The 26,838-nt window shown below is 47.3% G+C and carries 21 protein-coding genes; 5 read left to right on the top strand and 16 right to left on the bottom strand.

Annotation, left to right across the window (positions count from 1 at the left end):
* Positions 1-46 precede the first annotated feature (46 nt).
* Both ACO0KW_RS10465 and ACO0KW_RS10460 read right to left on the bottom strand, forming a co-directional pair.
* Positions 47-5,539 (bottom strand): type I secretion C-terminal target domain-containing protein, encoded by a 5,493-nt coding sequence (locus ACO0KW_RS10465; protein WP_423053018.1) that lies wholly within the window; start codon positions 5,537-5,539, stop codon positions 47-49.
* A gap of 326 nt (positions 5,540-5,865) precedes the next feature.
* Positions 5,866-7,269 (bottom strand): aspartate kinase, encoded by a 1,404-nt coding sequence (locus tag ACO0KW_RS10460; protein ID WP_423053017.1) that lies wholly within the window; start codon positions 7,267-7,269, stop codon positions 5,866-5,868.
* A 285-nt stretch (positions 7,270-7,554) separates the two neighbouring features.
* Here ACO0KW_RS10460 and ACO0KW_RS10455 point away from each other — a divergent pair, with 285 nt between their 5' ends.
* Positions 7,555-8,958 carry an FHA domain-containing protein gene (locus ACO0KW_RS10455; RefSeq protein WP_423053016.1) on the top strand — a complete coding sequence of 468 codons (1,404 nt, stop codon included), beginning with the start codon at positions 7,555-7,557 and terminating at the stop codon, positions 8,956-8,958.
* 99 nt (positions 8,959-9,057) lie between these two features.
* Here ACO0KW_RS10455 and ACO0KW_RS10450 read toward each other — a convergent pair whose 3' ends face one another.
* From ACO0KW_RS10450 to ACO0KW_RS10435, 4 genes are all read right to left on the bottom strand, one after another.
* Positions 9,058-10,038: an alpha/beta fold hydrolase gene (locus tag ACO0KW_RS10450; protein WP_423053015.1), complete on the bottom strand. Its 981-nt coding sequence runs from the start codon at positions 10,036-10,038 to the stop codon at positions 9,058-9,060.
* 391 nt (positions 10,039-10,429) lie between these two features.
* Complete coding sequence (locus ACO0KW_RS10445) at positions 10,430-13,303, bottom strand: M16 family metallopeptidase (protein ID WP_423053014.1); 2,874 nt, start codon at positions 13,301-13,303, stop codon at positions 10,430-10,432.
* Between the two features lie 318 nt (positions 13,304-13,621).
* A complete protein-coding gene (locus ACO0KW_RS10440; RefSeq protein WP_423053013.1) occupies positions 13,622-14,068 on the bottom strand; it encodes a hypothetical protein in 447 nt (148 codons plus the stop codon).
* A 30-nt stretch (positions 14,069-14,098) separates the two neighbouring features.
* Positions 14,099-14,344 (bottom strand): DUF3297 family protein, encoded by a 246-nt coding sequence (locus ACO0KW_RS10435; RefSeq protein ID WP_423053012.1) that lies wholly within the window; start codon positions 14,342-14,344, stop codon positions 14,099-14,101.
* On the opposite strand from ACO0KW_RS10435, the gene ACO0KW_RS10430 reads away from it, so the two are divergent.
* Entirely contained in the window at positions 14,343-14,489 is a 147-nt protein-coding gene (locus tag ACO0KW_RS10430; RefSeq protein WP_423053011.1) for a hypothetical protein, read from the top strand. The genes ACO0KW_RS10435 and ACO0KW_RS10430 overlap by 2 nt on opposite strands.
* Here ACO0KW_RS10430 and ACO0KW_RS10425 read toward each other — a convergent pair.
* On the bottom strand, positions 14,486-15,268 hold the full coding sequence (locus tag ACO0KW_RS10425) for a tRNA-uridine aminocarboxypropyltransferase (RefSeq protein WP_423053010.1): 783 nt from the start codon (positions 15,266-15,268) through the stop codon (positions 14,486-14,488). The two genes, ACO0KW_RS10430 and ACO0KW_RS10425, sit on opposite strands and share 4 nt — an antisense overlap.
* A gap of 248 nt (positions 15,269-15,516) precedes the next feature.
* Between ACO0KW_RS10425 and ACO0KW_RS10420 the strand changes: the two genes are divergently transcribed.
* Complete coding sequence (locus ACO0KW_RS10420; protein ID WP_423053009.1) at positions 15,517-18,102, top strand: PAS domain-containing protein; 2,586 nt, start codon at positions 15,517-15,519, stop codon at positions 18,100-18,102.
* Positions 18,103-18,160: 58 nt separating this feature from the next.
* Here ACO0KW_RS10420 and ACO0KW_RS10415 read toward each other — a convergent pair whose 3' ends face one another.
* The 3 genes from ACO0KW_RS10415 to ACO0KW_RS10405 form a co-directional block, all read right to left on the bottom strand.
* Complete coding sequence (locus ACO0KW_RS10415) at positions 18,161-18,781, bottom strand: glutathione S-transferase (RefSeq protein ID WP_423053008.1); 621 nt, start codon at positions 18,779-18,781, stop codon at positions 18,161-18,163.
* Positions 18,782-19,087: 306 nt separating this feature from the next.
* Complete coding sequence (locus tag ACO0KW_RS10410) at positions 19,088-19,525, bottom strand: ExbD/TolR family protein (protein WP_423053007.1); 438 nt, start codon at positions 19,523-19,525, stop codon at positions 19,088-19,090.
* Between the two features lie 210 nt (positions 19,526-19,735).
* Positions 19,736-20,659 carry a LysR family transcriptional regulator gene (locus ACO0KW_RS10405; protein WP_423053006.1) on the bottom strand — a complete coding sequence of 308 codons (924 nt, stop codon included), beginning with the start codon at positions 20,657-20,659 and terminating at the stop codon, positions 19,736-19,738.
* Between the two features lie 196 nt (positions 20,660-20,855).
* Between ACO0KW_RS10405 and ACO0KW_RS10400 the strand changes: the two genes are divergently transcribed.
* Positions 20,856-22,220 (top strand): MFS transporter, encoded by a 1,365-nt coding sequence (locus ACO0KW_RS10400; protein WP_423053005.1) that lies wholly within the window; start codon positions 20,856-20,858, stop codon positions 22,218-22,220.
* Between the two features lie 28 nt (positions 22,221-22,248).
* Here the strand turns inward: ACO0KW_RS10400 and ACO0KW_RS10395 are convergent, their stop codons facing one another.
* The 6 genes from ACO0KW_RS10395 to ACO0KW_RS10370 all read right to left on the bottom strand — a co-directional run bounded on the left by ACO0KW_RS10395 (position 22,249) and on the right by ACO0KW_RS10370 (position 25,764).
* Positions 22,249-22,785, bottom strand: a complete 537-nt coding sequence (locus ACO0KW_RS10395; protein WP_423053004.1) for a ferritin-like domain-containing protein — start codon at positions 22,783-22,785, stop codon at positions 22,249-22,251.
* Between the two features lie 46 nt (positions 22,786-22,831).
* Positions 22,832-23,392 (bottom strand): NADPH-dependent FMN reductase, encoded by a 561-nt coding sequence (locus tag ACO0KW_RS10390; RefSeq protein ID WP_423053003.1) that lies wholly within the window; start codon positions 23,390-23,392, stop codon positions 22,832-22,834.
* Positions 23,393-23,438: 46 nt separating this feature from the next.
* Positions 23,439-23,819 (bottom strand): DUF2188 domain-containing protein, encoded by a 381-nt coding sequence (locus ACO0KW_RS10385; protein WP_423053002.1) that lies wholly within the window; start codon positions 23,817-23,819, stop codon positions 23,439-23,441.
* Between the two features lie 246 nt (positions 23,820-24,065).
* The gene (locus tag ACO0KW_RS10380; RefSeq protein ID WP_423053001.1) at positions 24,066-24,362 is read right to left on the bottom strand and encodes a KTSC domain-containing protein; all 297 of its coding nucleotides are present in this window, start codon (positions 24,360-24,362) and stop codon (positions 24,066-24,068) included.
* A gap of 73 nt (positions 24,363-24,435) precedes the next feature.
* Positions 24,436-25,440 (bottom strand): GNAT family N-acetyltransferase, encoded by a 1,005-nt coding sequence (locus ACO0KW_RS10375; RefSeq protein ID WP_423053000.1) that lies wholly within the window; start codon positions 25,438-25,440, stop codon positions 24,436-24,438.
* Positions 25,441-25,509: 69 nt separating this feature from the next.
* A complete protein-coding gene (locus tag ACO0KW_RS10370) occupies positions 25,510-25,764 on the bottom strand; it encodes a hypothetical protein (RefSeq protein ID WP_423052999.1) in 255 nt (84 codons plus the stop codon).
* 145 nt (positions 25,765-25,909) lie between these two features.
* Between ACO0KW_RS10370 and ACO0KW_RS10365 the strand changes: the two genes are divergently transcribed.
* The gene (locus tag ACO0KW_RS10365; protein WP_423052998.1) at positions 25,910-26,806 is read left to right on the top strand and encodes a LysR family transcriptional regulator; all 897 of its coding nucleotides are present in this window, start codon (positions 25,910-25,912) and stop codon (positions 26,804-26,806) included.
* The last annotated feature ends 32 nt before the right edge of the window (positions 26,807-26,838 follow it).

Below are 26,838 nucleotides of genomic sequence, written 5' to 3'. Positions count from 1 at the left end.
GACACGTTTAACACTGTGTCGCTTTTTTAATTTTCAAAACTGAGCATTAAAAGAACTGCAGATCCTCCCCATTAACACCGACCAATTGAAGTGCCGCTTGTGTACTAGTCGCTGTCACTGCGCCGGCGATTTCGACACTACGTTCGTACGCGTTGTTCACAAAATTGATACCCCAATCAATCGCAACGGTCTTTCCAACCATATATTTGTTGTCTAGCAGATCAGCAACGTAGCCAAACTCTGCGTTCCCTTTGAAGGTATGGGCAGAAGTTAAGATATCTTGCGCTAGCGTACTGCGCGTCGAAGTCCCGTTTGTAAGCTTGTTTTTCCAGTAACTCAGACCAGCTTCATCTGCACCATTGTCGCGGCCGAGGACATTGCGATAAAAGGTATGGATAAAATCGTCGTTGCTCATAGACGTTGTAAAGCCAGTTATCGCAGTAAATTGGTCGGACGCACCGATGGAGTAGAACGATTCGGAAATTTTTGCCATAGACTGACCGCTCTTCAATTGATCAATCCAATAAGACATGCCATCGGCATCGGGGGTGCGGTTGAAGAAGGCAATGTACAACTCTATGAGTGTCTTAATATCGGAAGCAGCTACGTTGCTGGCTTTTCCTTTCACTTCCAAATTCAGGTGCACGTCCGAAAATTCTAGGTATTCAACTCCACTGAGATTATCTAGCCCTTCTAAACCAACATAGTATTTCCCACTTACACTAAATCCACTCTCTGTCTTGGTGAATTTATATTCAGAAAGATTTGTATTGAAGATCGCCATATCAAATCCAGATCCACCAATTAAAGTGTCATTTCCATTGCCTCCAATGAGAGTGTCGTTACCCGCTCCACCATCGAGAATATCGTTACCCTCACTGCCGTCCAAAGTGTCATTCCCATCAAGCCCAGATAGGGTGTCTGTCGACCAGCCACCCTTGAGTTGATTGGATGAATTATCACCAACCAGTTTTAGACCTTCAATGCTACCTTTTGGGTCATATAAATCGACAAAGTGGTTTTGGTTGAGTTGACTGGCATCCGTATTTTTTAGAGTGAGTAATATGCTTCCCTCGTTGGGGCCTTTACCATCTTTGTCGAGGATCAAAACAGTGTCGGTTCCTTTTTGTTGCAAACTGAGGTGGCCGTTAGTAAAAGGGTTTTTGATCGCAGAAGAGCTGTAATTGAAATAGTTCATGACAAATTTCAGCGAAATCTTGTCACCGTCTAATCCTGTCTCAAAATCAAGGATATTGACAGTGCCATTTTCAATATACGCACCTGGTTCAAAGATATCAGTACCACTTCCACCGCTGATATTGATTTGTGCGTTTTTGTTAGCAAAAATCGAGATACTGAATCGATCTTGACCAGTGCCGCCATTGAGTGACACGTTGCCAAACAATGCACCAGTATATTGGTTTGAAACGACGAGTTCGTCATTCCCTTCGCCGCCATCAAATGTACCGTTGCCGCTATAAATATTAATAGTATCGTTGCCAGCACCTCCATCGGCTTTGTTGGTACCTGATCCGCTGATGATTAGCGTATCGTTTCCTTCGTTACCCGCAAAAACATTGTTTCCAGAGCTATCTTCTAGTGTGTCATTCCCGACCCCACCAAATAATTGATCATCGCCTAGACCACCGTCAATTTTATCGTCGCCTGCATTGCCGCGAATTATGTCGTTGAATTTGGTACCAAATAGAGTATCTTTTTGCTCGTCGCCTTCGCGTTCGATACCTTGTTGAACACCATCAGGTGCATAGTAATTTACAAAATTGGCAGAGGTCAGATCACTTGATTTTACATTTTTTAGAATGAAAGCATCTTGAAACTGTTTGTATCCTTCTGGTCCATCAAGATCAACTTGTACGACGGTATCATCACCACGTTGGAGCAAACGCGCATAGCCTATTTGACCGAAAGGATTTTTTTCTCGCACGGAATAGTCAAATAAATTTGTTATATCAAGGTAATCGCCTTTAGCACCGGGTATAAAATCGTTGATGATGTACTGAATCTTATTATCGATACTATTCATGGAGAAGGTATCGATGCCATTGCCACCGCTAATGTGGACTTGTGCCGGATAACTTGATCCGTAGCTATTTTGCAGGAAAATCTTGTCTTGTCCGTTGCCGCCGTTGACCCGCACAACATGATTGCTCAATGGGTTGATGCTTGAGTAGTAACCAAACTGAATAGTAATAGTATCGTTACCATCGTCGCCATTCAGTACGTCATTGCCGCTCCCTGCATTGATATTGTCATCTCCATTGCCACCATTGAGGATATTCGTACCCGTGCCTGACGTGGTGAGTGTGTCGTTGCCGTCACCGCCAAACAAAGTATTGTCGCCATTTGATTCCGAATCGTTGAGATAATCATTGCCGGCCTCGCCATATAAGGAATCGTTGCCGAGACCACCATATAGTTGGTCATCGCCATTACCTGCATGCAATTCATCGTTGCCACGCTCGCCGAATAACATATCGTTACCTGCACCACCAAATAAAACGTCATTCAGGATTTTTCCGTAAAGGGTGTCGTTTTTGCTGGTACCGTATATTGTCATACCGGTTTCCGAGCCATTGGGATTGATGCCGCCGCTAAAGTTAGCAACACTGAGCGTGTTTGCCTGTAGATTTTTGAGGGTGATAATAGGGCGGAAGCCATACATCATACGATCCGAACCATCGTAGTCATATTCGATCACTGTATCGAGGTCTTTTTGTGTAATCCTCAACACGCCGGAGGATCCAAATGGGTTACCCCCTTGGTAGATGTTGGCGCTCAATAAGTTAGCGAAATCGATTACGTCACCTTGACTCCCCGCTCGGAAGTCGTTAATGATGAGATGGCTGTTCATGGCACCAGAGCCTATTTCATAGGTATCGTTGCCATTGCCGCCATTGACTATGGCAATGGAGTCTTGCGGCTGCTGGGAGAACATGAACGTGTCGTCACCATCCCCCAAATTGATAGTCCCAGTGCCGCTGTTGGATTGACCTCCCCAGGAACTGCCATAGTCTACTCGGTCATTTCCTGATCCCGCATCAATGGTGACACGACCTCCTGAGGTGCGGATCATGTCATCGCCATCTCCGCCCTCAGCGACACTTCCTTCGCTATTTATTGTGATTTGATCCTTGCCAGGTCCTCCGCGAAGAATGTTTGTGCCGTAGTAGTCAGTTAAGATATCGTCGCCGTCACCACCTTCGAGAGTATCGTTGCCACTGTCTCCATTTAAATCGTCATTTCCGGCACCGCCCGATAAGGTATCGTCACCGCTGTCACCATTTATTCTGTCATTTCCGGCATCTCCGTACAGGCGATCATTGCCTGCCCCGCCTTGAATTGTGTCATTCCCGTCGGCGCCATAAATGGTGTCATTCAGGTTTTTTCCGATGAGGTTGTCATTGCCATCGGTGCCACGAATTTCTTCGCCAATATCACTACCGTTAGGTTGCCACCCATTTTTGAAATTATTGGCGGTTAATGTGGATAACTGGATATTCTCCAAGTTAAGTATTGGGCGCATGCCATATGTACTGCCCTCCGCCCCATCGGCATCAAAGGAAATAATGACGTTATTTCCTTCCTGGCTCGCTTTAAAATAGCCAAGGCTTCCAAAAGGATTCCCTACAAATTGATTTTGCAATAACAGCGTGAGGTCTATGACATCACCATCGGCAACAGAGAAATCAATTACTTTTGCGTCAGCAATATTGGCGTTACGGAACAGGATCGTATCGGCACCAGCACCACCGCTAATACTGATATTCTTTATTTTGGTGTAGGCATTGATATCGAACGTATCTTTGCCATTTCCACCCTCATAAACTCCACCTTCGAAGTTGACCGAATCATTAGGAGCGATTCTAAATTCATCGTCTCCATCTTGACCGCGAAGTGTGTTAAAACCATTGGAGTCGATCAATATATCGTTACCGCTGCCACCTTCTAAAGTGTCGTTTCCATTTCCGCCATAAAGCGTGTCGTTACCAGCTCCGCCTATCAACAAATCATTACCGTCATCACCGTATAACGTGTCTGAATCTTGAAGAGAATCTTCGTTGCCGCCGATCAGGGTGTCGTCTCCTGCGCCACCGTACAGCGTATCAGGGCCGGCCAAGCCAGAAATATGATCGTTGAGGATATTGCCACTTAACGTGTCGGCGCCATTGGTGCCAACGATGGTCATCCCAACCTGGCTGCCATCTGGATTAAAGCCGCCCACAAAATTTGATGCTGTTAATTGATTTGGTGCGATGTTTGCGAATGTCAGCAAAGTCAGAAAATCTGCATTGCCTTGTATAGTTGGCTTAAATTGCAATTGCGTGTCGGCACCGTTTTTTAGAAGGCGTAGAGAGCCATTGGCAGCAAAGGGATTGGTGTTGGAATTCCAAGGTACAAAATTACTCAGATTTATTTGGTCACCATTCGCACCAACGGTAAAATCTTGTACGATGTAGCGCATACCTTGAGAAGCATCGAAGCTATACCCAAAGGCGATTGTATCCGTTCCAGCACCGAGTTTGATATTGATGACATTTCTATGTGCCCCTAACCCAAGTGTCAATTTATCGTTGCCATTGCCCGCATCCAAACTGGCAGTGCGTGTTTGATAATTATTGGGTTGAAAATTGATATTGTCATTGCCATCGTCGCCATTAACGTCATCTGCGCCACCCGCGCTGATTTCATCGTTTCCTGCACCGCCCGATAGCTGATTAAAATCGCCAGTTGTATAGTTGTTGCCAGAACTTAATCTGTCGTTTCCATCACCACCAAAAAAGATGTTGCTTCCGCTGTAGTCAGAGAGATTGTCGTCACCAGCTCCACCATACAAAATGTCATTGCCAATGCCGCCATTTAGGACATCGTTGCCTGCATCTCCGTATAAGGTATCATTGCCCTCGTCACCATTCAGGTAGTCGTTGCCTGTGTTGCCATGTACGACGTCGTTGCCGGTACCACCGTTGATGTTGTCATTCGCATAGCTTGATGTGTCGGTTTCATTATCACCGTTGATGATGTCGTCACCGTCATAGCCGTTAATGTAATCAGATCCACCTGCGCCATTCAGAATATCTGCCTTGCTTCCTCCATGGATCGTGTCCGAGCCATCGGTACCAGTGAAGTTGATGGCGACATTACTAAGCTCTGTTTTAAAACTTACTACGTCATAATATGGGGCTTGATATGCCAAGCCTTCTTTCGTTGTGACAATCCCGGTGGACAAGGTGACGCGATAATCCGTCATAAAAGCAAAATCAACGCTAGGGTTGAGTGTCAAGACATTGCCTGAAATAGAAACATTAGGGCCAGTGACACTTTCATATACAACCACTTCGCCAATGCTATTTTTAATCGTGATGTAACCGACTCCAGCGATAATTGCTTCGCTGAACGTGAAGGTAATATTGCTATTGATGGCAACGCCGTTTCCATATACCGGGGTGGTCGAACTGAGATAAAGTGTTGTGTTTGCTTGAGTCATTTTGCGAAATGGGATAGGAATGTTGTTTGTCAAAAAGGCACGCGAGTTTATAGCATAAAAGACCAATCTTACCGATGAAATATATTAATTTTTATGCCATCAATCGGTCTCCTAATGAGACTCAATTCGGGTAAATGACGAGCTTTAGATCGGTGACGGGAGCAAGACCGGGATGTAGCTCGCTCTGTAATATGCCTTTACGACAGTGGAATTTGGAACGATGTTCCAAAATGTAGATGGAAAGTCGAACCTAGATTAAGCGGATAATTTGAGCAGATAACTTAAGCAGATAACTTAAGCAGATAATGATTGCAATCAGGATGCGTATTGATCTTTCCTAAATCAATACGCTTCAGTTTTTAAACCCCAAAAAATTCCGCATGCACCGCTTGCAAAGCCAGCTTGCAGTCATCTTGATGCACCAGCATATACGCTGCCACTTCACTCGCACCTGCAGCAGCCAGACAAACGCGCACACCACTGGCAATCGCGGCGGATAAGGCACGGCTGGCAATCGCGCTACCGACATCAGACGCTTCTAACACGCCATCACCGACTACCGCGACGATCGCTACTTCGGCGTTGCGTGAGACCTCGACCACGCCAGCTAAATGATGTTCAGCAACGATCGCATAAGCAGCATCCAGATGGTCGCGCGCGAGTAAAATATTGATCGCCGTTTGCGCGGTCAGTACGCTCTTGATATTGATGCCATTGCTATCGAGTGCATTCGTCACATGCGCCAAAATGCCGGATTTGAATCCAACGCCCGGGCCATGCAATTTGAGAATCGCTACGTCCTCGGTCGACGTCACGCTCTTCACCACATCTTTGGTGACTTTGCGCTGCGCGTTAATTACCGTGTAAGGCTGCAGCCCGCGCTCAGGTTTGGTGATGTTCAAGATACGGATAGGAATGTCTTGGTTGAACAAAGGTTCGACGGTGCGTGGATGCAAGATTTTCGCACCAAAATACGAAAGCTCCGCAGCTTCCAAATAATTTAATTGCGAAATTGAACGGGGTGTACTAACTGCGCCCGGATCTGCGCTTAAGAAGCCATCCACGTCTTTCCAGACATCGAGTGATTCTGCGCATATGCAACAGGCAATGGAGGCGGCCGAATAATCCGACCCGCCTCGCCCGAACAATGTCGCTTTACCTTCTTTATCGATACCGTAGAAGCCGGGCACGATGATGACTTCATCGCCGCTCAGTGCTTGCGCAACAGAGGCCGTACTTGCTGCAAAATCACAGGCCGAATTCCCAAATACGCCGTCCGTAATCAGACCGATATCTTCTGGCAAAGCTTCACGCGCCGGAACGCCACGGGTCAGTAAGACTTCCGTGAGTAACAAACTCGACAGGCGTTCGCCATAACTGAGAATCGCATCGTAGACAAAAGTCGGCACGTCGCCTATGCAGTGAATGCCCGTTAAATAGCGATCCAGTTGATCAATGCGTACGGCTAAGGCTTTTTCAATGCGATCACGGTCAGCCGGATTACTGACATTGGCCGCTATGATTTCGCGTTTCAGGCGACGCAAATGCTGCGTGTAATCCTGACTTTCCGCCAGTGCGGCTTTGGTGCCTGCACCTTCTTTGGCATTTTGTACGCACGCAATTAAGGTATTGGTGATCCCGAAAAACGCCGAGACGACCAAGACTAGAGGACGATTATAGGTCTGCACGACGCTGATCACGCGATCAATATCTTGTGGTTGACGCAAATTAGAACCACCAAATTTTACAACGATCTTTTTCATTTCAATTTCCAAAGGGATGAAGTGTCAGCGCTGCTGACGGTGCGTTATTGTTGGCGCACTCTGATTAGCACTACTGCGAAGAGCGGCTAGGTTACTGCACTGGCGTATTTGGGTCAATTGGCCGTCCTGCTATTTTTGATCAGTGTGAGGGTAGGATCAAAGCACCGAGCAGATTCACGAAGCACCGCATGTTCTAGGCTTAGCCTGAGCTATAGTTGTTTACAGTAGTGCTGTAGTTCGCTCAATTCTCTGGTGTTCTTTTGTAATCTCTTGTGTTGTGCAGTCATGAATAAAAGTCAAGCTTATCAAACCATGCAAAGTCTGTTATCGCAGACTTCGTCTGTGACTGCGTCGCCGCACTATCAGGCCGAGAAAAGTGCGACCTACTTGCATTTTAGTGGTTACGATCCGCGCGCTGCAGGTGGTCGTCAGACCTTAAAGCTGGAACTGCGCTCAGAGCTTGATGGCGCCATTCAAGAATTGCGTTTTGAATTCCGTTCGGAATTATTGTTTCCGCAGACATCGCAACAAACGCTGCAGCGCACGCCATCTGGCGCCTGGCAAGCCGTGTTGCTGAAATTTTCGAGCAAGGGCAAAGAGCATGGGCAATACCCTTTGGATGTGCAACTTAGCTATCTTGATGCCAGAGGATGTCAACATGTGTGGGTTTGCACGACGACGGTCTTGATCCCACGCGCCAATGCCAGTTTGAGTGAAATTCATCAAGTCTTTTTAGCTTCGCAAAAGAACGTGCGTGTGCATGCCGAAGATGGTGCGATCGCTAAACTCGGTGGGCTTTCGACTAGGCAAGAGACCCAGCATCGTCAATTAAATATCGATATTTATGCTAAAGACGCAGCGATTGCGCAATGGGACGGTGCAAGCGAACAGCGCGAGGAATCATCCGCACAGTTTGAAATGGGATTGAGCAGCATCGCCTGGGATGAAAATTTGATCGAAGTTGCGGTGCCGATCTATCAAAATTTGACAGGCGCGCCTATCGTCGCAAACAAAGTCATTGCTCAACCCACGCCTGCACCCATGTCCCAACCGGTGCTCATGCTGACACGTGGGGTCCTTTTGCCGTTAGCCGAAATGATGACAGCGGCGAACCAGCTGACAAATATCCCGATTCAATTGTTAGCACGGCAAGAATGGACGCTGGGTCGTGAGAGCGCGAAGGGCCGCACTGATATCGCCTTGCGCCATCCTAGCTTAGAGCGGCGCATCAGTGCGCAGCATGCCATTATTCGCCGCAGCGTGCGTGGTGTCGAGATCGTCGATACGTCGCGTTACGGTACTTTGCTCAATTCTGTGCTACTTGAGAAGCATCAGCCCATGCCCTTGTTGCCAGGTATGCAGATTGAATTGTGTGCCAGTTTCAAAGGCTTGGTGCAATTGCGTGTGCTGCATATATTGCCGCATGCATTAATACTGGGCCGAATGCAGCAAGGGAAGGCGCAAGATGGAATTCTGGAAATATATTATTTGCTGACGCCAGATTTGCGTCCCGAAGCGAGTCTGTCTGCACCAATGATAGCAGGCGGTAAATTACCCTTGTTATTTCACGCGCAAGGGCAGTTTTATGCACATGATCCGGTGACGATGGAAGATACGAATTTAATGAATGTCAGCTCGGAAAATACCTCCACAAGACCAGGGTTTCCTTACCGCTTTGAATACGCATGATACGTATGATATGCATGAACAAGCTAAGTTGCCCTAAATATCGCAAACAAAAAACGAGCTGAAATTTCTTCAAGCTCGCTTTTTTGTCACTATGTTCGCTTACAGTTGATTCACAAAATTGAGTAATTTTTCGTGGAAAATTGTTGGTTGATCGAGCATCACGAAATGACGTGCGTCTTTGATGCTGACCAAACTCAGTTTCGGAATGCCTTGCATAAAGCTCATGTAGTAAGCGCTTTTCGCTTCTTCCGACATATTCATGCGAACGAAATCGGTGGCATAGTAAGGTGACACCAAGACCACTGGCACGCTAATTTTTGGCAGGTCTTGACGTGTATCCATTATCAATAATTCTGCCATGTAATCAGCGGTTGCCGCTGGATCGCTCGTTGCGCTACGTACCGCGATTTTTTCTGCTTGTGCTTGGTCGACTAGACCGATCATGCGCATGTATTGCAATTGTTGTTCGGCGAAGGTTTTTGCATCCGCACCCGCCATTTGGCGACGAGCTGCTTCTGCCATCGCTGTACGTTGTTCTAGCGTCATATTCTGCGTGCCAGGGAAAACCGGCAAACCATCCACCGCAAATACCCCACGGATTAAGTTTGAGTGAGATTCAGCAAACCAGAGCGATAGCGCTGATCCCAAACTATGACCGACCAATATCGGTTGATTGATTTTCTGCGTTTGAATTAATTCTAGTAGCGACTCTTTGGCCTTAGGCAGTTTGGCACCAGGCATCGCCGATTTTCCATTAAAGCCCGCCAGCGTGACCACATACAATTCGTGCTCAGCGCGTAATTGCTTGACGGTTTCATCCCACACATAACCGCCACTCGACAAGCCTGGAATCAAAATCACCGGTGCGCCTTTGGCTTGTGGGTTTGCATATTTTTCTACATACATACTGCCCACTTGAAATTGTTCTGCGGCTGAAGTTGCGCTAGCAGTGGTCGCATTTGCTGCAGCACTGACCGGAGCAACAACGGCAGCGTAAGCCGTTTCATAGGTCGCCGCACCGATAGCCGTGGCGAAGGCGATACTGAAGAAAGTCGAGGTGAATGTTTTGCTGATATTCATGATGTTTTCCTTATCTTGATGATTTGTGATGTAAAGCAAAGTTGACACGTCTGGCGATAAAAAAAGCAGGGAATCCATAGACACCTTGCCGTTCGGTATTTTTTACTAACAACTCATGCCATTCGCTATGTAAAGCCTGCTTGACATGTCAATTCAAAAAATAAGCAGCACTTGGAATATCCGTGTGAGCTGCTTGTTGCTTGCTAAGCACTTAATGCGTAGAGCATGTGTGTAAAGCATGTTTGACATAGTAAACCAAAAAAAATCTTTGTCAAGCATCCTTTACATAATTTTTTGAACGATTTTTCGTCATAGTTTTATCGATAAAAAAAACCCGTCAAGACAGTCGTCGTGACGGGCTCATTCAACTATTCATTCACGTAGGATGCGCTTATTTACTCAACAGCACAGGCTCACCAAAACCTAGCTCCTTCATCCGCAACAATTGGGTTTTGGCATCGCCAACTACCAGCCAGATCATTTTGTTAGGGTCCAGATACTTCTGCGATAAAGCCTTGATCTGTTCCAACGTCATGGTTTTTACGATCTGTTCGCGCTCTTTCACATAGTTTGCAGTCCAGTCGTATTTGCTGATGTTTTCGAGCATCCCCAGTTTGGCACTGAAGGTTTCAAAAGCACGTGCATTGCTTTTAATCAGGAAGCTCTTCGTCGTCGCTAAATCGGCATCTGAATAAGTGACAGCGTAATCCTGCAGAATCTGCTTGATCAATTGCGCCGATTCCAGCGTCACATTGCTGCGTACGCCACTGCTGATGCTGAAATCGCCGACACTACGACTGCCCGAAAAGCCAGAACGAATGCCATAGGTATAGCCCTTGCCTTCACGTAATTGCTGAGTCAAACGTGAAGCAAAACCACCGCCGCCCAAGATGTAATTCATGACGGTTGCCGCATAAAAATCTTTATCCGTCGCAGCAAGTGCAGGATAACCAATTTGCAAAACGGATTGTTTGGCGTCGGGCACGTCCACAAAATACACTTTCGCCGTGCTCAAATTGGCAGCTTTCATTGGTGCTGGCAAATCAACTTTTTTGGCTTGCCATTTTTTTGCGAGCTCGCTCAAAGAATGACTGATACTGGCTTTCGGCAAGGCACCGACCACGTGCATACGCGCTACAGATGGCGATAGATTTTTACTGTAATAGGCTTTTAAGTCTTCGATGTTGATCGCATTCACGGTTTCCGCGCTACCCAAAATATTGCGTGAACGGATATTCTCGTTACCATAAATGAGTTTGCTATAGGCAATCGCCGCCAGCATATTTGGATTTGCATCTTGTTGACGAATCTGGCTTAAAACGCTTTGCTTGAGTAAGCTAAATTCCTTTTCATCCCACCGTGGCTCCAACAAAATCTCTTCGACTAAAGCCAATGTCGCCGCATAGTTGCGCGCTAAGGTGTTGACGGTGATGCGGATGTCTTCGGTGCGGGCGTTGACGTTGATAGAGGCACCCAATTGCTGGATCGCTTCTTCCAATTCTTGCGGAGTCTTTTTCGCCGTGCCTTGTGTCATCATGCGTGCCATCAAATTTGCCACGCCAACTTTATTGATGTCCTCTAATAACAGGCCACCATCAATCAAGATTTCAAATTGCACCAAGGGCACTTCAGCATTTTGTATACCGTACACGCGCAAGCCATTTTTCAACTTGTCATTCCACACGGTCGGTAATTTAACTTCGGCCGCAGCGCCATACGCAGGTTCGGTAGCACGCGCAATTTTGGATGGCGTTTTGGTATAGGTCGCATTGATACTAGGATCCACTGCATCTTCGGCGCCTTGCACGATCTTTTCTTCGACCACTTCTGCTTTGGTGGAGCCGCTGAGGGCAACCGCGACTTTGCCTTTAGGCACAAAGCTGGTTGCGACATAATTCTTACCCTTGATGTATTTCTCGTACACGCGCATCACGTCTGCTGGTGTCACGGCGAGGATATTCTTGATATCCTGCTCGACAAAACCGGGATTGCCCGTCAGATAGTTGTATTCCGCCAGTTGAGAAGACTTACCCAACACGCTGGAAAGTGAATTATAAAACTGCGTTTCTTGTCCGGCCTTAATTCGGTTCAAATCCTTTTCCGCAATTCCTTCTTTTTCAAATTTCGCAAAAGCCTCCGTGACGGCAGCAGCGACTTCGTCCAGGGATTTGCCATCGAAAGCACGTACACTCAACATGAATTGACCGGCGACTTCGGATGTACGATTGCCGATGCTGACATTCGAAGTGAGTTTTTTGTCTTCGACTAAGACTTTATAGAACGGCGCTTTTTTACCGCGTGACAGATACTCACTCAAGACATCCAAGGCGTAAGAATCGGCATGCAATTGCTCAACCGCCGGCCATACCATGGTCAGCGCGGGGACGCGTGCAAAATTATCTTCGTGATACAGCTTGACCGTTTCTTTGACAAAACCCGCACGCTTGGCAATAGGCTTGATCTCTTCACCACGTTTGATTTCACCGAAATATTTCTCTACCCATTTTTTGGCTTGTGCGGTATCGAAGTCACCTGCGATGACCAGCGTGACATTGTTCGGGACATACCAGCGGCGGAAAAATTCTTTGACATCATCGACAGTCGCGTTTTGTAAATCTTCAAGCGAACCGATGACTTGCCAATTGTAAGGATGGTCGGCCGGATACAGGGCTTTGTCGATCACATAGGAAGTATGGCCGTAAGGATTATTGTCGACGCTTTGACGTTTCTCATTCTTAACGACTTGCTTCTCTTTCGCTAATACCTGATCGGTCACGGTATTGATAAACCAACCCAACTTATCGGCCTCGGCCCAGATCATTTTTTCGAGGGCGTCTTTCGGCACGGTTTGCAAATAGTTGGTGCGGTCTTGCGATGTCGAGCCGTTGGCACCTGAACCACCGATGCGTGCAGTCATTTTATCGAGGCCACCTTTGCCGAGGTTTTCGGATTCTAAAAATAACAGATGCTCGAACAAATGCGCGAAGCCAGTGCGACCCGCTTTTTCGCGGGCAGAACCAACGTGGGCAGTGAGATTGACTGCCACCACAGGATCTGAGCGGTCTACATGGAAAATTACTTCTAGGCCATTCGCTAAGCTGAATTTTTGGTAATCGACTTTTAGGTTGGCAGCGGCGTTGGCTTTGGCCTTAGTCATAACATTATTAGCTTGCGCTGGCTTGTCGTTTGCCGCAGCCATTACAGGCAGGGCGTTGGCTGACGAGAACGCAGCTGCAATGAGCAGCGAGGTGGTGGCAATCTTCATAAAGTGTGGTGTCCTCAAAAGTGCAGAATCCCAAAGCAGAATTCGGGCGTTTTAAAATTTTCAGAATATCTTGCAGAGCAGCAATGTTCTTTTTGTATGAATAGGCTTGCAGTATTCCCTATGCGAGTTCGTCGCACAAGAGCTGTTGTTATTTCGTGTGCAGCCTTCGCCGCAATGCGCGCGACACGGTAAGTGCAGACCATGTAAGGTAAGCAAAGTTCCACATCGGGTGTGAAGTGGTGAAGATGAAATGCGATGGGGAAGAGGAGAGGCCAGCGCTTGCCTTATGAGCTGACCTAAAAACGAAAAATGAGCGCTCTAGGCTGGGCTATTAGCCTGCGCCAGCGCTTGTGCAAGCACAGCACGGGCACGTTGATAGTTACCCATGCGCTCTATTTGCTCATCAGTCACGGGCATGCGGCTGACTACCGCTGCATGCTCTTCCACGTCGGCGCGTTTGACGCGAGTGGCGAGTGGGTGCTGAATCACGCGCTGGATGTAGTCGTCATAACTTTCATCCATGCGTCCTGTGAGGGTTTCGACCGCTAAAATAATCTCTTCTGTGAATCCAGCTTGGCGTAATTCTGGCGCTGTCATGCCGCCATCTTCGATCACATCATGCAAAATCGCCGTCTGTCTTTCGTCATCGGCGCTCAAGCGCAGCATGACGCGCAGTACATGCAAAATCTCCGGATCACCATCTTCACCTATTCGACCGGCATGCGCCTGCGCGGCTACTTGTAGTGCTTTTTCTATGCTAGACACAAAAGAGTTTCCTGAAAAATCGACCGCGGATTAACGATAAAATGGCTCAACCGTGCCTTTGACTTTAATCATCATAGGCATGCCCTTACGATCTAAAGTTTTGCCAGCCGGGACTGTGATCCAACCTTCGCTGATGCAGTATTCCTCTACGCCCAAACGTTCTTTACCATTGAGCATGATGCCGACTTCGTGGTCAAAAATTGCAGCGACATAATATTTGCTGCGTGGGTCTACAGAAAGGCGATCGGGAAAGGCGGGTTTGCTGATATCAGTCATGTTTACTCATCATCCATGGTCAAATTATGTACCGCGCTGTTTGCCTGACACGGTTTGGCAAGCGGCTGGCGGCATGAAGTTCGCTAGTTTATCTGGTTTTACGAAAGAATTGGTTGACGCTCTGGCAGCATCTGAGAGATTTTAGCCCAGCGCTGCCTTTGCTCGTAAGGCTTGTAGTTGCTGATGCACCTCGTCGTCCCAATTAATTTTTAGTTGTTGTTTAGCACTCAGATAGTGATTGGTGAATACATCCAGATAGGCGCTCAACGTTTCTGCCGCCAGAGTCTCGCCGGCTAGGCCAAGGCAGATTGCAGCGACTTCGGATGTACATAAATGATCTTCGCGGCGTGAGCGACGTAGACGATAGCGCGATAATTGTTCAGGCGCGATACTCAGTACGGGGAATCGATCCAAATAAGGGCTTTTCTTGAAAATTTTTCTCGCCTCGGGCCAAGTAGCATCAAGCAAGATAAACAAGGGACGTTTAGTGTTGACGGTGTTGGCTGTATTTTCCTCTACCCCGAATACATTCGACACCACACGTTCGGGCGCCACGAATTCACCAGGGAACACTACATACGGTTGCCATTGCGTATCGGCTAACAAGCTCAGCAAAGCGGGTTCCACCGTCGTTCTTGCCCACGGAAAAGCCCAAGTGTTGGGCACGACATCGGCAATCAGCCAACCCGTATTGCTGGGCTTTAAGGTTTCATGTTCAGCCATTAATAGGCAGACGCCCGATTGTGTCGGGATAATTGTTCGTAGCGTACAAATGCAGTGACTAAGAATTAAGCGACAACCGGCACAACGTTCGCCGCTCGGTCCGCCACGAGCGAGAAAGGGGCGAGTGCTGCGCTCTAAGCGTGCGGAGCGCAGGCGCGACACGGCGTGTGGTGGGTGAGATTGTATTGTGGTTGTTGTCATGTCAACAGACGCTCGGTGCAGAAAGTAATCCGGCATTTTAGTCGAATCGAGGTGGCACAGGGAGGACATCAAGCATGACACGTCAGCCTTTTTCATGCTGGTTCAATGGATCGAATCGTCCGCGTACCCCTTTTATTTCGCGATTGTCGTTGTCGCCATTTTGGTCTTGATGATGTCAATTTACTGGTGCGAATATTTCTTTCAGTGCATATCTAGATTACTATCTAGGCGTATTTCGGGAGGTATGAGTGGAGAAAATTAGCGGAATTTCGCTGCGCTGGCGCTTGGCATTGATTATTTTTTTGTGCTTACTGATACCCAGTAGCGCGGTGGTTGGTCTTGCCTATTACCTTAGCTATGGCAACACGCGCAATCACGCGATTGAGGTGGTAGGAATTTCCGCGCAAAATCAACATAACAACCTGCAAAATTTTCTACTGCAAAATCAACGCCAGCTCGAAGTTGGTTTATCTGAGCTCGAAAAAAGCTGCGCGCCAATCCAGAAAAATCGTGCTTGTGTGGAGGTCGCTTTAAGCAGCTTAGTGCGTTTCGAAAACGCCGAAGGCGCGTTCTTTGTGCTCGAAGATGCAGCACCAATTCAAGTAGGCGAATTACGCCCGTTCGATCCCAATACTGTTCGGTTTTACGACGGCCAACTCGCTTATTTTTTGCCGCGGGAATCTGGGCGTATTCCAAGTTTTTTAATGAGAGCTAGCACTGCCGAGTCGAAGGCGCATTTATACCTGAGTTATTCAGCAAGTAGCTTGCAATTTATTTTTGTCAAACCGAAAGAGTTGGGTCACTCCGGTGAGACATTTTTAGCTGACGCCAAAGGCTTCTTCATTACCAGTGCCCGTTATCAATCGTTGCAAGGGCATGGCGTTGATCCAATTTCTGCGGAACCTATGCGGCGTTGTCTGTCGCTAGAAAATAGCGAAACCTTGGATCTGGACTATCGGAATGTTCCGATCATTCATGGTTTTCGGTATGTCAAAGAGATTGGTGGTGGCTGCATCATGGCGCATATCGATCAGGCCGAAGCATTTTTACCGGTGCATGGATTAGGTGCGGTCACGATCTTGATGTTGATTTTACTCAGTGCCGTTGGTGCTATTCTCGCTTTGGCACTGTCAAACAATATTGCGAAGCCGATTGAAGAAATCACTCAGAATATTGCGCAATTTGATCTCGCATCGGCAGACTCGCCGCATTCTATGCGAAAAGTCGATGCCAATTACCGCGAGATTGAAAGCTTGGCGCAAACATTTGATGCGATGGGCGTTAAGCTGAGCAGCGCAGTGCGGGATAAAGATGCCTTGCTGAATGCATTAAATTTGCACGCGATTGTGTCGGTCAGTGATCCCGCGGGAAATATTTTGGATATGAATGAAGCATTTTGCGAGCGCAGCGGTTATAGCAGAAGTGATTTAATCGGGAAAAACCATCGATTGGTGAATTCTGGCAGGCAAGACGCTGCATTCTGGGTCGAGATGTGGTTGACAATTTCCAGTGGGAAGCCCTGGCGCGGTGAGGTCTGTAACTGCGCCAAAGACGGCAGTATTTATTGGGTCGATACATTTATTGCGCCATTCACAAACTTCAGAGGCGAGATAGAAAAATATATTGCGATTCGCTTTGACATCACTGTCAGCAAAAACAATGCCTTAGCAATGCGCGCGGCAAATGAAATTACCAGCGCAGCTCTTGAAGAGATGCGTATCGTAGAAGAGCGTCTGGCGTTTGCATTTGATGGCAGTGGTGACGGCGTGTGGGATTGGGATTTGCAGACGGGCAAAATTTTATTATCGAATCGCTGGAAGAGTATGCTGGGGTACGCCGAACATGAAGTCGGTCAAGAGTTGATCGATTGGTCATCGCGTGTCCATCCCGACGATTTGCCTAGAGTCATGGCCAGTGTGCAAGCGAATCTTGATGGAAAAACTGCATCGTTTTCGATTGAAAACAGGATGCTGTGCAAAGATGGCAGCTATTTGTGGATATTGGATCGCGGTAAAGTTGTGGCTCGCAATGCGGAGGGCAAGGCTTTGCGCATGATAGGCACGCATACCGATATTTCTCAACACAAGGAATTGGAACGAATCAAAGCCGAGCTGATCTCCACGGTCAGTCATGAGTTGCGTACGCCAGTCACCTCGATACGCGGGGCATTAGGTTTATTAGAAGCGGGAGTGCTCGGAGAGCTGCCGGTTAAGGCGATGGATTTTGTCAAAGTTGCCCATAGAAATAGTCAACGGCTTTTATCATTGGTGAATGATATTCTCGACATGGATAAATTGTTATCTGGAAAAATGACTTTGCATTTGGATAAAATTGATTTGAATGAATTAATACAGGATGCAATCACTGTGAACGCACCTTATGCCGCAAATTACCGCACACAATTCCGTTATACAGCGAGCGAAAATTTGCCGATGGTCGTGGCGGATTATCAACGCTTAATGCAGGTTATGGCCAACCTGATGTCGAATGCCGCAAAATTTTCAGTAGCAGATAAATTTGTGGATATTCGCGTACAAGTTAGTGGAACGATGATGCAGATTGAGGTTGAAGATTATGGTTGCGGTATGCCTACTGCGTTTCAATCGCGTGTTTTCGAAGCCTTCTCGCAGGCCGACAGTGCGAGCACCCGGAAACAAGGTGGTACAGGTTTAGGTCTAAATATTACAAAGAAAATCGTGGAAGCGATGGGCGGTGAAATTGGATTCTCATCGGTCGTTGATGCGGGTAGTCGTTTTTGGTTTACGATTCCCATTGCGGGCGATCAAGACAAAGAAGACGATGGCGGCAATACTAGTAGCATCGCGTCAGCATAAAGTTACCAGAGGCTAGCGCCTCTGGTAACCTATTTGCGATAAGTAAAAACTTCGCGAATTATTTTGCAAATTGTGCGTAGTAAGCGACGACTGCTGGATGTTCCGCAATACGTTTTGCGTGCGCATTGAGTGCTGGGGCAACTTGTTCAACTAAGTCGGTTGGGACATGATCAAGACGACCTGAGTTCAATGTGCGAACATCGATAAAGACTTTCAAATCAGCGACCGTTAAACGTTGATCTGCAAAATATTCGCCACCATGCGCCAACAATTGTTTTTCCAGCCAGCGCAGATAAACAGGTACGGAGCCGTTGACCAGCGCGAGACGTGCTGCCTTTTGTTCTTCGCCAGTCATTCGATACGTGGGCCCCATTTTCACGCTTGCTTCTTCGACGACATACATGACTTCATCGCATAAAAGGGCTTGATAGGCATCTTCTGGATACAAACCAGCTAATTTACCTGCATAGCGCAGCATGGAATCACATTGTGTTACCTGAACACCATCGACTTCTAAAGTTGGCACCTGGCCAAATGGTGTGCTTTTGCGCACTTCAGCGAATGCTGGAAAGGCAAAACGGTGATCTTCGAAGGCAACATTGCCAATCGCCAAGGCAAGTCGGACTGGCTCAGCACGACCACCGTGGGTGTCGAAATAAGTAATTTTAAGTTGTGGCATAGTGAATTCCCGCAGAAAAGGTTAACGCCCAATGGCGCACAAAAATGCAAAGCTCAGCTAGTGTAACAAAAGTTTTGATGACGCATCCTGCCAACCTGAATTTGGATTTTGGTTGGCATGTCCTGCGCTTTCATGTTGAGCTTTATTCGAGCTTCATACGTGGGAACTCAGTAGCCAAGTTCCATAAAAAACGCTGCGTTCACGCTCACCAGCGTGACGCAGCATCGATGCAATGAACACATCGAAAAAACAAACTTAGGTCATTAATTTGCGTAAATTAGTTTGCAGTAGATTAAGTGACGATGATTACCTTGTCATAAATTGTTCATTCCCGATGATACCCAAAGATTTAACTCCCCTGCTTTGCGCTGAGGCCAAAACAGCGGCCACATTTTTGTAAGCAGCCAGTCGATGCGCGAGTAACTGTACTTCTGGTTGTTTGCGCATTTCTGCGAGGCCGGTAAAGCGCGCGTCTAATTGCGATTTATCCAGCACTATCCCGTTCCAACTCAAGGTTCCATCAAAATCAACATCAACTCTGACGACATCTGGCAGCGGGCAATTGCCATCACAGGAGTTCGGCATCGTCATATTTACTGCATTTTGTGAGAGTGGTAAGGTCGTAATGAACATAATAATCAAGACGAGCATCACGTCTATCATCGGTGTCATATTCATTTCTAGCAGGGGAACCGAAGGATCATTTTCGGTGTTGGTGGCCGAGGCATGTTTATTGTGTTCCATGACGATATCCTTTCGACTAGCTAATCAAAAAAACAGACAAACTGCGGAATGCGGACGGATACAGCGAGAGTATTTACACGGGGAATTGCGGCAAGAGAGAAGACACAAGCAAAAAAATGACCTCCTTCATCACAATATGGACGATGTGAAGGCAGAATTCAAGGAAAAATATTGCTTATGCAGGAAAGTAAGAATAGTGCGTTCAAATGATTAAGCGACTTCGCAACTCGCCCGTACCAACTCGCGCAACCAACGATGCGCAGGATCGGCTTGCATACGTGGATGCCAGATTAAGGCAATACTGATTTCAGGCACAGAAAATGGCAATGCAAAGCTATGCATCCCATTGCGCAAGTCACCGGTATGACGCGCGGGTACGCTAGCGATTAAATCTGTTGCACGTGCCAGTGCCAGGGCGGTCGAAAACCCGCCGGCGATAGTTTTGATATTTCTTTCCACGCCAAGTTTCTGCAATGTAGAGTCAACCGGACCAGAAATAATTCCTTTGCGTGAAATACCTATGTGTTGACTGGCTAAATAACGAGGCAATGTGATGCTGACTTCCCCTGTTTTTTTGCTTTTGACCGTGCTTAGGAGTAATGGATGATCGGCCCGCATAACACCGACAAATCGATCTTTGAATAAGGCCTGTGTGCGTAATTCTGGACTCATATTATCGTCGATCACGCCGGTTTCCAAATCAACTGTACCATCGCGCAATGAGGCGCTATCCTTATCTGGCTTGGGCATAAAACAAAGGCGAACATTCGGTGCCTGAGCATGTACACGCCTGATTATTTCTGCACCAAAATTTTCCGCAAAACCCTCACTGCTACGTAGCGTAAATGTTCGCTTCAGTTGCCCAAGATCAGGCGCGCTAACAGGACGTAAAACTGCCTCCGCCGCCTGCACTAAATGACTAACTTGTTCGCGCAGCGCCAATGCTCGCGGCGTTGCCACTAATCCACGACCAGCACGCACTAACAAAGGATCGCCAGTCGCCTCACGTAAACGCGCTAGAGCCCGGCTCATCGCAGACGGACTCAACTGCAAACGGCGGGCGGCCTTCGCCACACTGCCTTCAGTTAATACGGCATCGAGTGTGATCAGTAAATTGAAATCGGGTGTAGGCATACAGCTATTGTAACGTTGATTTCTGATAGCTAGCGTCCCATACACGAATAAAGTGCAAATGCTGCGCCTTCCGCTAGGTGTTCGAGCGGCGTAAGCTAACGACATTCAGTTTATTGAGAGTGCACTTTGTTTGCTTGATGCCTTCTCGCTTTGAATCTTTTCCTATTCAATAAGACCAAAATTTATCGGCAATAAAATGACCTCTGAAAACATCAAATCCTATGCAATATTAGTGGCGCTAGGTCTTAGCATCTTGCTGTCATCTCTCAGCACCAGCATTGCCAACGTGGCCTTACCCAATTTGGCACAAAACTTTCACGCCAGTATGCAAGAGGTGCAATGGGTGGTGCTTGCGTATCTGCTGACGATCACCACATTGATCGTCAGTGTAGGCCGTTTGGGCGATCTCATCGGGCGACGACGTTTGCTTTTATTTGGGTTGATGACCTTCACAATCGCATCCGTTCTGTGCGCAATAGCTTCCGATTTGTGGTTCCTAATCGCAGCACGAGCCTTGCAAGGTGCGGCTGCTGCGACCATGATGGCGCTTGCTATGGCGATGGTAGCCGGAGCACTCCCTAAAGAGCGAACCGGAAGCGCGATGGGGCTGCTAGGGAGTATGTCGGCTGTTGGTACTGCGCTTGGACCTGTAGTGGGTGGGTTCTTGATTGGTGGCGTTGGTTGGCAGGCGATTTTCGCGATCAATATTCCGTTCGCTTTGTTGACGTGGTTGCTTGTCTATTGCTATTTGCCGGCGGAGAGTCAGTCGGAAAAGCAGCCGCGCTTGGCATTCGATTTTGTGGGGAGTCTGTTGTTAGCCTTTAGTCTGGGAACTTACGCACTGGCAATGACTTTGGGTCGTAGCAGTTTTCAATCGACGAATGCGGCTTTATTGCTAATGACATTGACAGGACTAGCTATGTTTGTGCGTGTGCAAAGTCGTAGCACAGCACCATTAATTGAGCTGAGTCTATTCCGTCAGCCTGAGCTCAGCGGTGGTTTTGCCATGAGCGCCCTTGTCACGACGGTGGTCATGGCAACACTGGTAGTTGGCCCCTTCTACCTTGCGGAGGCATTTAACTTAGATACGGCACATATAGGACTCGTGATGTCATCCGGTCCTATTGTTGCTGCTGTCACAGGCCTACCTGCAGGACGTTTGGTCGATCGTTTTGGGGCAACAATCATGTGCAGCGTTGGGCTTGTCGTCATGTTCGTTGGCAGTGCGTCGGTCGTCATGCTGGCTGGGCATTTTGGCCTTGCTGCTTACATAGCACCATTGGTGTTGATGACAGCGGGTTATGCATTATTTCAAGCGGCAAATAATGCGGCTGTGATGAGCAGCATCGACGTCGGACAACGCGGCTTGATTGCGGGCATGCTCAACTTGGCACGCAATCTCGGTCTGATCACTGGTGCTTCGTTGATGGGTAGGATTTTTGCTATTAGTAGCGCTAGCCATACGTTGACACCCGACACCCTTGGCGGCTTGCGAATCACATTTGCCGTGGCGACGGGTTTAATTATTCTGGCATTGTTTATTCAGGTACGACGCACATAGTTAAGCCAGCTCAGTTACGCCAGCTCAGTTACGCCAATAAGTCTCGCATATCATCTGCATGTTCTTCTTCCATTGCCATAATACCGACCAACATATGTCGTGTCGTCGGGTCGGTTTCCCCTATCTGTTCTATCATTTGACGATAGGTTTCGATTGCGACACGCTCGGCGATCAAATTAGCTTTGATCATGGCTTGAATATCATCGGCTTCATCATATTCAACATGACTGCGTTCCATCAAGGTGGCAGGATTGAAATCGGGTTTGCCATTGAGTTGCACGATGCGCTCTGCCAGCTGATCGGCATGCGCTTGCTCTTCAAGTGCATGTTGTAAAAACTCGGCTTTGATTGGTCCATTTTGTAAACCGCTGGCAGTGTAATAATGGCGCTTGTAACGCAAGACACATACCAATTCGGTTGCCAATGCCGCATTCAACAAAGCGATCACTTGTTTGCGGTCGCCCTGATAACCTGCAGTGACCGCACCATCATCAAAATTTTTAGCTGCTTCGCGGATTGCATCGGTATCGATGCCGGTGTGTGCTGATTTTTTGGATTCGTGCATGATGTTCTTTCTGTGGAAAATGGGATTAGGGAGTTCGGTGAAATTCTTAGGCAGACTGTTTCGCGTGCTTTTTGACCCAAGCCACATAGGAATCCATCCAAGTTTGGATAAACTTCTTGCTTCCCGCATTAACATTGCCATCGGTATCAAAGAAACCCTCTATTGCATGAATGAAGGCTTCCGGTTGCCCGAGGGTTGGCACATCCAGATTCGCCAGAATATTGCGTAAGTGTTGTTGTGCCAGCGCAGTACCGATCGCACCAATGGATACGCCCAATACACCCGCCGGCTTGCCAGCCCAAGCACTCTGACCATATGGTCGGGAAGCATGATCAATCGCGTTTTTTAACACGCCAGGAATCGAGCGGTTGTATTCTGGAGTGACAAAGAGCAATCCCTGCGACGCCAAAATATCGGCTTTCAATCGTTTCACCGCCTCGCATTGGTTCGCATCATCATCTTGGTTGTACAGCGGTAAGTCACCAATATCGACTTGTTTAAAAACGAATTCTGGCGGCGCCATCTTTGCCATCGCATCTGCTAGTTTGCGGTTAAGTGAAGCCTTGCGAAGACTACCAACTACGACAGCGATTTGATATTGAGTCATGATGATTTCCTAGACAATTGATCCGATAAAATTGGCTGAATACGGCCTACTTTTCTTTCTTTGCTGGTTCTATACTTTGGCTATTTTGATGGTCTACACCTGCATCGACCATTTCAGGCGCGACCTCAATTCGTGTGATTCCGGAGTTCACCGAAATCGGATCGCTGGAAGGAAAGCTCATTTCTAATGCATCATCGAGCAAAGTTTCTTTCGCGTTTTCTGTGGCTTCTTTTTTATTCGGCTCTACGGCTAACTCTATGCGCGAGCCAGGTTTGGATTTGGAGATTTCAGTGGCATAGTCGAACGCACTCTCTCTCGTCTCAAAGGTTCCGAGCGGTGTCTGAGTACCAGTTTCGTTGACCTCCCACTGTGTATCGCAGACTTGTCGTATTTGAATAAGGACACCGCTTTTTTGGTCAATTTCCACTTCTGCCTCCTATCATTACTGAATATGATGAGAACGCAGCATGCGCCGATCTGACGCTTTCGTTTGTTCGTTGCCGTACAAAAATTGGTTGATCTGTGGGATTGGTTTAGCTAATGGAAGGTGGAAGAAGCAGAAGAAGCAGAAGAAGCAGAAGAAGCGCCCGATAGTCATGGTGACCGAGGACGCCAAAAATCAACGATTTGCAGCAATCTAAGCGGGCGTTGTCACGATATTAAATGCGCATATTCAAATGCTATCTTTGTCAGCCGATGGCTTAAACAAATCTTCTAAAGCAGAACGACTGGTAGAAGGTGAAGAAGAACGAGTCGTACCACGTTTACCATGAAATTCTTCTTCGATATTATCGCGATAAAAACTCCATGCCGTACTTGATGATGCGGTCGATAAGCGCCGCCAGATCTCCTGCCCGACGCCAGAATAATCGATGGACGTACCGTCATCCATCTCCACGCGCAGTTGGCGTTCACGTAGGTCGTAACCAATCGCGCGTAGCTTGCCAGCATTGATGTGCTTCATGTCCATGTTGATTTCCTTTAGGTAATCGCATGACTGATTTTAAACCATTGAAGCGCTCTTAGCTCTTAATGGCGTGGCGTTAGCAAACCGACGTAATGTGCTTCTGCATTACTACATCGCGTAAGGCAGCTTGTCCCAAAACTATATCAATTAAAGCGCAAGGTTCATACGACCATTTTCTATAAAAATCCTGCGCCTGATGATTGTGCTCCCAGACCGTGAGATAAATGCCATCATGTTGTCGATTTGCCGCTTCGAGTATACATCTTTCCATTAAGCTGGCACCGACGCCCAGACCTAGAAAACGCTGTCTGCAATACAGTCGTCTTAGCTTAATAGGATTATTTAGGTGCACGCCGGGCATCCCTTGCTGTACCTCCATTTTTGCATAACCGACTGCCTCACCCGCATGCTCAGCTAGCAGAAAAAAAGATTTTTCATCTCCTAATTGGGCTGCCAAATTAGCGACTGTAAACTCGGCTTTTAAATAGCTGGCGAGATCGTCAGCCGGCATTTGTGGATAGACAGAAAATGCATCGTGAAATGTTTCTCTACCGAGCTCAGTAAGTAGCTCGGCATCATTTTCTCCCGCGAAGCGTATGCTAATTTCAACGTGTTTTTCTTGCGCTGTGTCGACTAGTGTTTTTTCGAAGCAGACACTATTTGCCACACCCTGATATTGCCCATAGTTGGGAATAATTTGGTAGTCATTTTTTTGATACAAACGTATCGCTTCCAGCTGATTTACGCCGGTTTCCAGCAGACATTTTGGATGCGCCAACTGTACAGCCCAATTTTCTAATTCTTTCAATATAGATGAGGCAAGGCCTTTGCCACGCGCACTTGGCGCGACGTACATACGTTTCACTTCCATAACCTCGTCAGCATAGTTCTTGATCGCACCACAGCCGAGCGGCGTATCGCCATCGTAGGCTACAACAACGTATTTCAAACCGTTCGATTTATTAAATTGCGTGTAAAACGCATGCTCATCCCCATCCGTGATGGCCAGATAACGATCGAGTTCAACAACCAGTTGTTGAAAATCCGTATTACTTGAATCAGTGCGTTTTAGCGTAATCATTGTTCTCTTCCATTCACAATGTGGCATTTAGAATTTGGTGTTTAGAATGCGGTATTTAATTCTTCTGATCTAAACTTTTTCAATCAGCGCCAGCACCGTCATGAACAAATAAACACCGTTCAAAAAAGTATTGGCGAAAGCTTGTTTTCTGTATGTGTAGTAGATCAGGCAGCAGCACCCAAATACATTCATCAGCAGAAATGCCATCGACGTGCTGGCCAATAGTTGTTGGGTGTTTAAACCATACGCAATGAGGCACACGATACCGCCACCCCAGCCCAAGCCATTTAAGTATTTGTCCTGTTTCATTTGCTGCGTTTTCATACTCTTTCCTTCGCTTCACCTCAACAGTGATCTGTTGAACACATAGACGCAATTTACACTTCTATTTAATGCATAAAAATGCTAAATTCGATTCAATTAATGTGAAATATGGGTTAGTTAATTAATCTTAACGAGCGGCGCAGCGATGAACCTTCAACAAATACAATACTTCTTGGCATTGGCAGATGAACTCCATTTTTGGAAAACGTCCGAGAAAGTCTTCATCACCCAATCGGCGCTCAGTCGACATATCAAAAGCATGGAGCAAGAGCTGGGTTTTGATTTGTTTGAACGTGATAAACGTAATGTCAAACTCACGCCCGCCGGTGAATTTCTACGCGATCAATATGCCAAGTTAGTAGCCGACTATGAAAGCGTAACGCGCCGCGCGAGCCTGATTGCCTCCGGTGAAATCGGCGCAATACGTATAGGATTTCCGGCCTCGATTACCTTTTCGGTGTTGCCTGATCTGCTGTTAGCTTTGCATCAAAAGTACCCACATATCGTCGCGCAAATGATCGAGGTCGACGCCAGCGATGTCGATCCGTTTTTGCTGGCGCATCGTATTGATATAGCCTTCAATCGAGAATCGGCAAAAGCTAATGATCTGTCATCAAGCTATTTGATGACAGAGAATTTTGCCTTGGTAGTGCCTGCTGGCCATCGCTTTGCGGGTAAGCGCGAACTTAAATTGCAGGACCTTTACAAACTCAAAGACGAAGAATTCGTATTGCCAGCGCTTACCGGCAAAAGCGAACATGCTTCGCAGCTACGTGCGATTTTTCAAGGTGCGGGCTTCGATCCCATCATCCATGTGGAATCCGATTTCGGCGTCGCACTCTTGGGTCTGGTCGCCAAAGGGCTGGGCATTTCTATCATGCCGATTTCTTATTCGCATCACTTAAAACATGAAGTGAACTTCATCAAAATACCGCCGACTTCAGATTTGCTGGTTCTTTGGCGCGAGGGTGATGCCAATCCTGCTTTGCAGATTTTTTTGCAGGTCATTGAAAAGTTTGATTTTAACTTGGGTTCCGGCTAATTTATTTGTGGCCGTTTAGCTGCGCAGCGATT

Source organism: Undibacterium sp. Ji22W, assembly GCF_049340305.1.
Classification (GTDB): Bacteria; Pseudomonadota; Gammaproteobacteria; order Burkholderiales; family Burkholderiaceae_D; genus Undibacterium.
This window is presented reverse-complemented; position numbering and strand designations above follow the sequence as displayed.

Coding starts and splice junctions, on each gene's coding strand:
- ACO0KW_RS10460 (WP_423053017.1), bottom strand. CDS start 7,269: ATGAAAAAGATCGTTGTAAAATTTGGTGGTTCTAATTTGCGTCAACCA.
- ACO0KW_RS10455 (WP_423053016.1), top strand. CDS start 7,555: ATGAATAAAAGTCAAGCTTATCAAACCATGCAAAGTCTGTTATCGCAG.
- ACO0KW_RS10450 (WP_423053015.1), bottom strand. CDS start 10,038: ATGAATATCAGCAAAACATTCACCTCGACTTTCTTCAGTATCGCCTTC.
- ACO0KW_RS10445 (WP_423053014.1), bottom strand. CDS start 13,303: ATGAAGATTGCCACCACCTCGCTGCTCATTGCAGCTGCGTTCTCGTCA.
- ACO0KW_RS10430 (WP_423053011.1), top strand. CDS start 14,343: ATGTTTACTCATCATCCATGGTCAAATTATGTACCGCGCTGTTTGCCT.
- ACO0KW_RS10435 (WP_423053012.1), bottom strand. CDS start 14,344: ATGACTGATATCAGCAAACCCGCCTTTCCCGATCGCCTTTCTGTAGAC.
- ACO0KW_RS10425 (WP_423053010.1), bottom strand. CDS start 15,268: ATGACAACAACCACAATACAATCTCACCCACCACACGCCGTGTCGCGC.
- ACO0KW_RS10415 (WP_423053008.1), bottom strand. CDS start 18,781: ATGCCACAACTTAAAATTACTTATTTCGACACCCACGGTGGTCGTGCT.
- ACO0KW_RS10410 (WP_423053007.1), bottom strand. CDS start 19,525: ATGGAACACAATAAACATGCCTCGGCCACCAACACCGAAAATGATCCT.
- ACO0KW_RS10405 (WP_423053006.1), bottom strand. CDS start 20,659: ATGCCTACACCCGATTTCAATTTACTGATCACACTCGATGCCGTATTA.
- ACO0KW_RS10400 (WP_423053005.1), top strand. CDS start 20,856: ATGACCTCTGAAAACATCAAATCCTATGCAATATTAGTGGCGCTAGGT.
- ACO0KW_RS10395 (WP_423053004.1), bottom strand. CDS start 22,785: ATGCACGAATCCAAAAAATCAGCACACACCGGCATCGATACCGATGCA.
- ACO0KW_RS10390 (WP_423053003.1), bottom strand. CDS start 23,392: ATGACTCAATATCAAATCGCTGTCGTAGTTGGTAGTCTTCGCAAGGCT.
- ACO0KW_RS10380 (WP_423053001.1), bottom strand. CDS start 24,362: ATGGACATGAAGCACATCAATGCTGGCAAGCTACGCGCGATTGGTTAC.
- ACO0KW_RS10375 (WP_423053000.1), bottom strand. CDS start 25,440: ATGATTACGCTAAAACGCACTGATTCAAGTAATACGGATTTTCAACAA.
- ACO0KW_RS10370 (WP_423052999.1), bottom strand. CDS start 25,764: ATGAAAACGCAGCAAATGAAACAGGACAAATACTTAAATGGCTTGGGC.
- ACO0KW_RS10365 (WP_423052998.1), top strand. CDS start 25,910: ATGAACCTTCAACAAATACAATACTTCTTGGCATTGGCAGATGAACTC.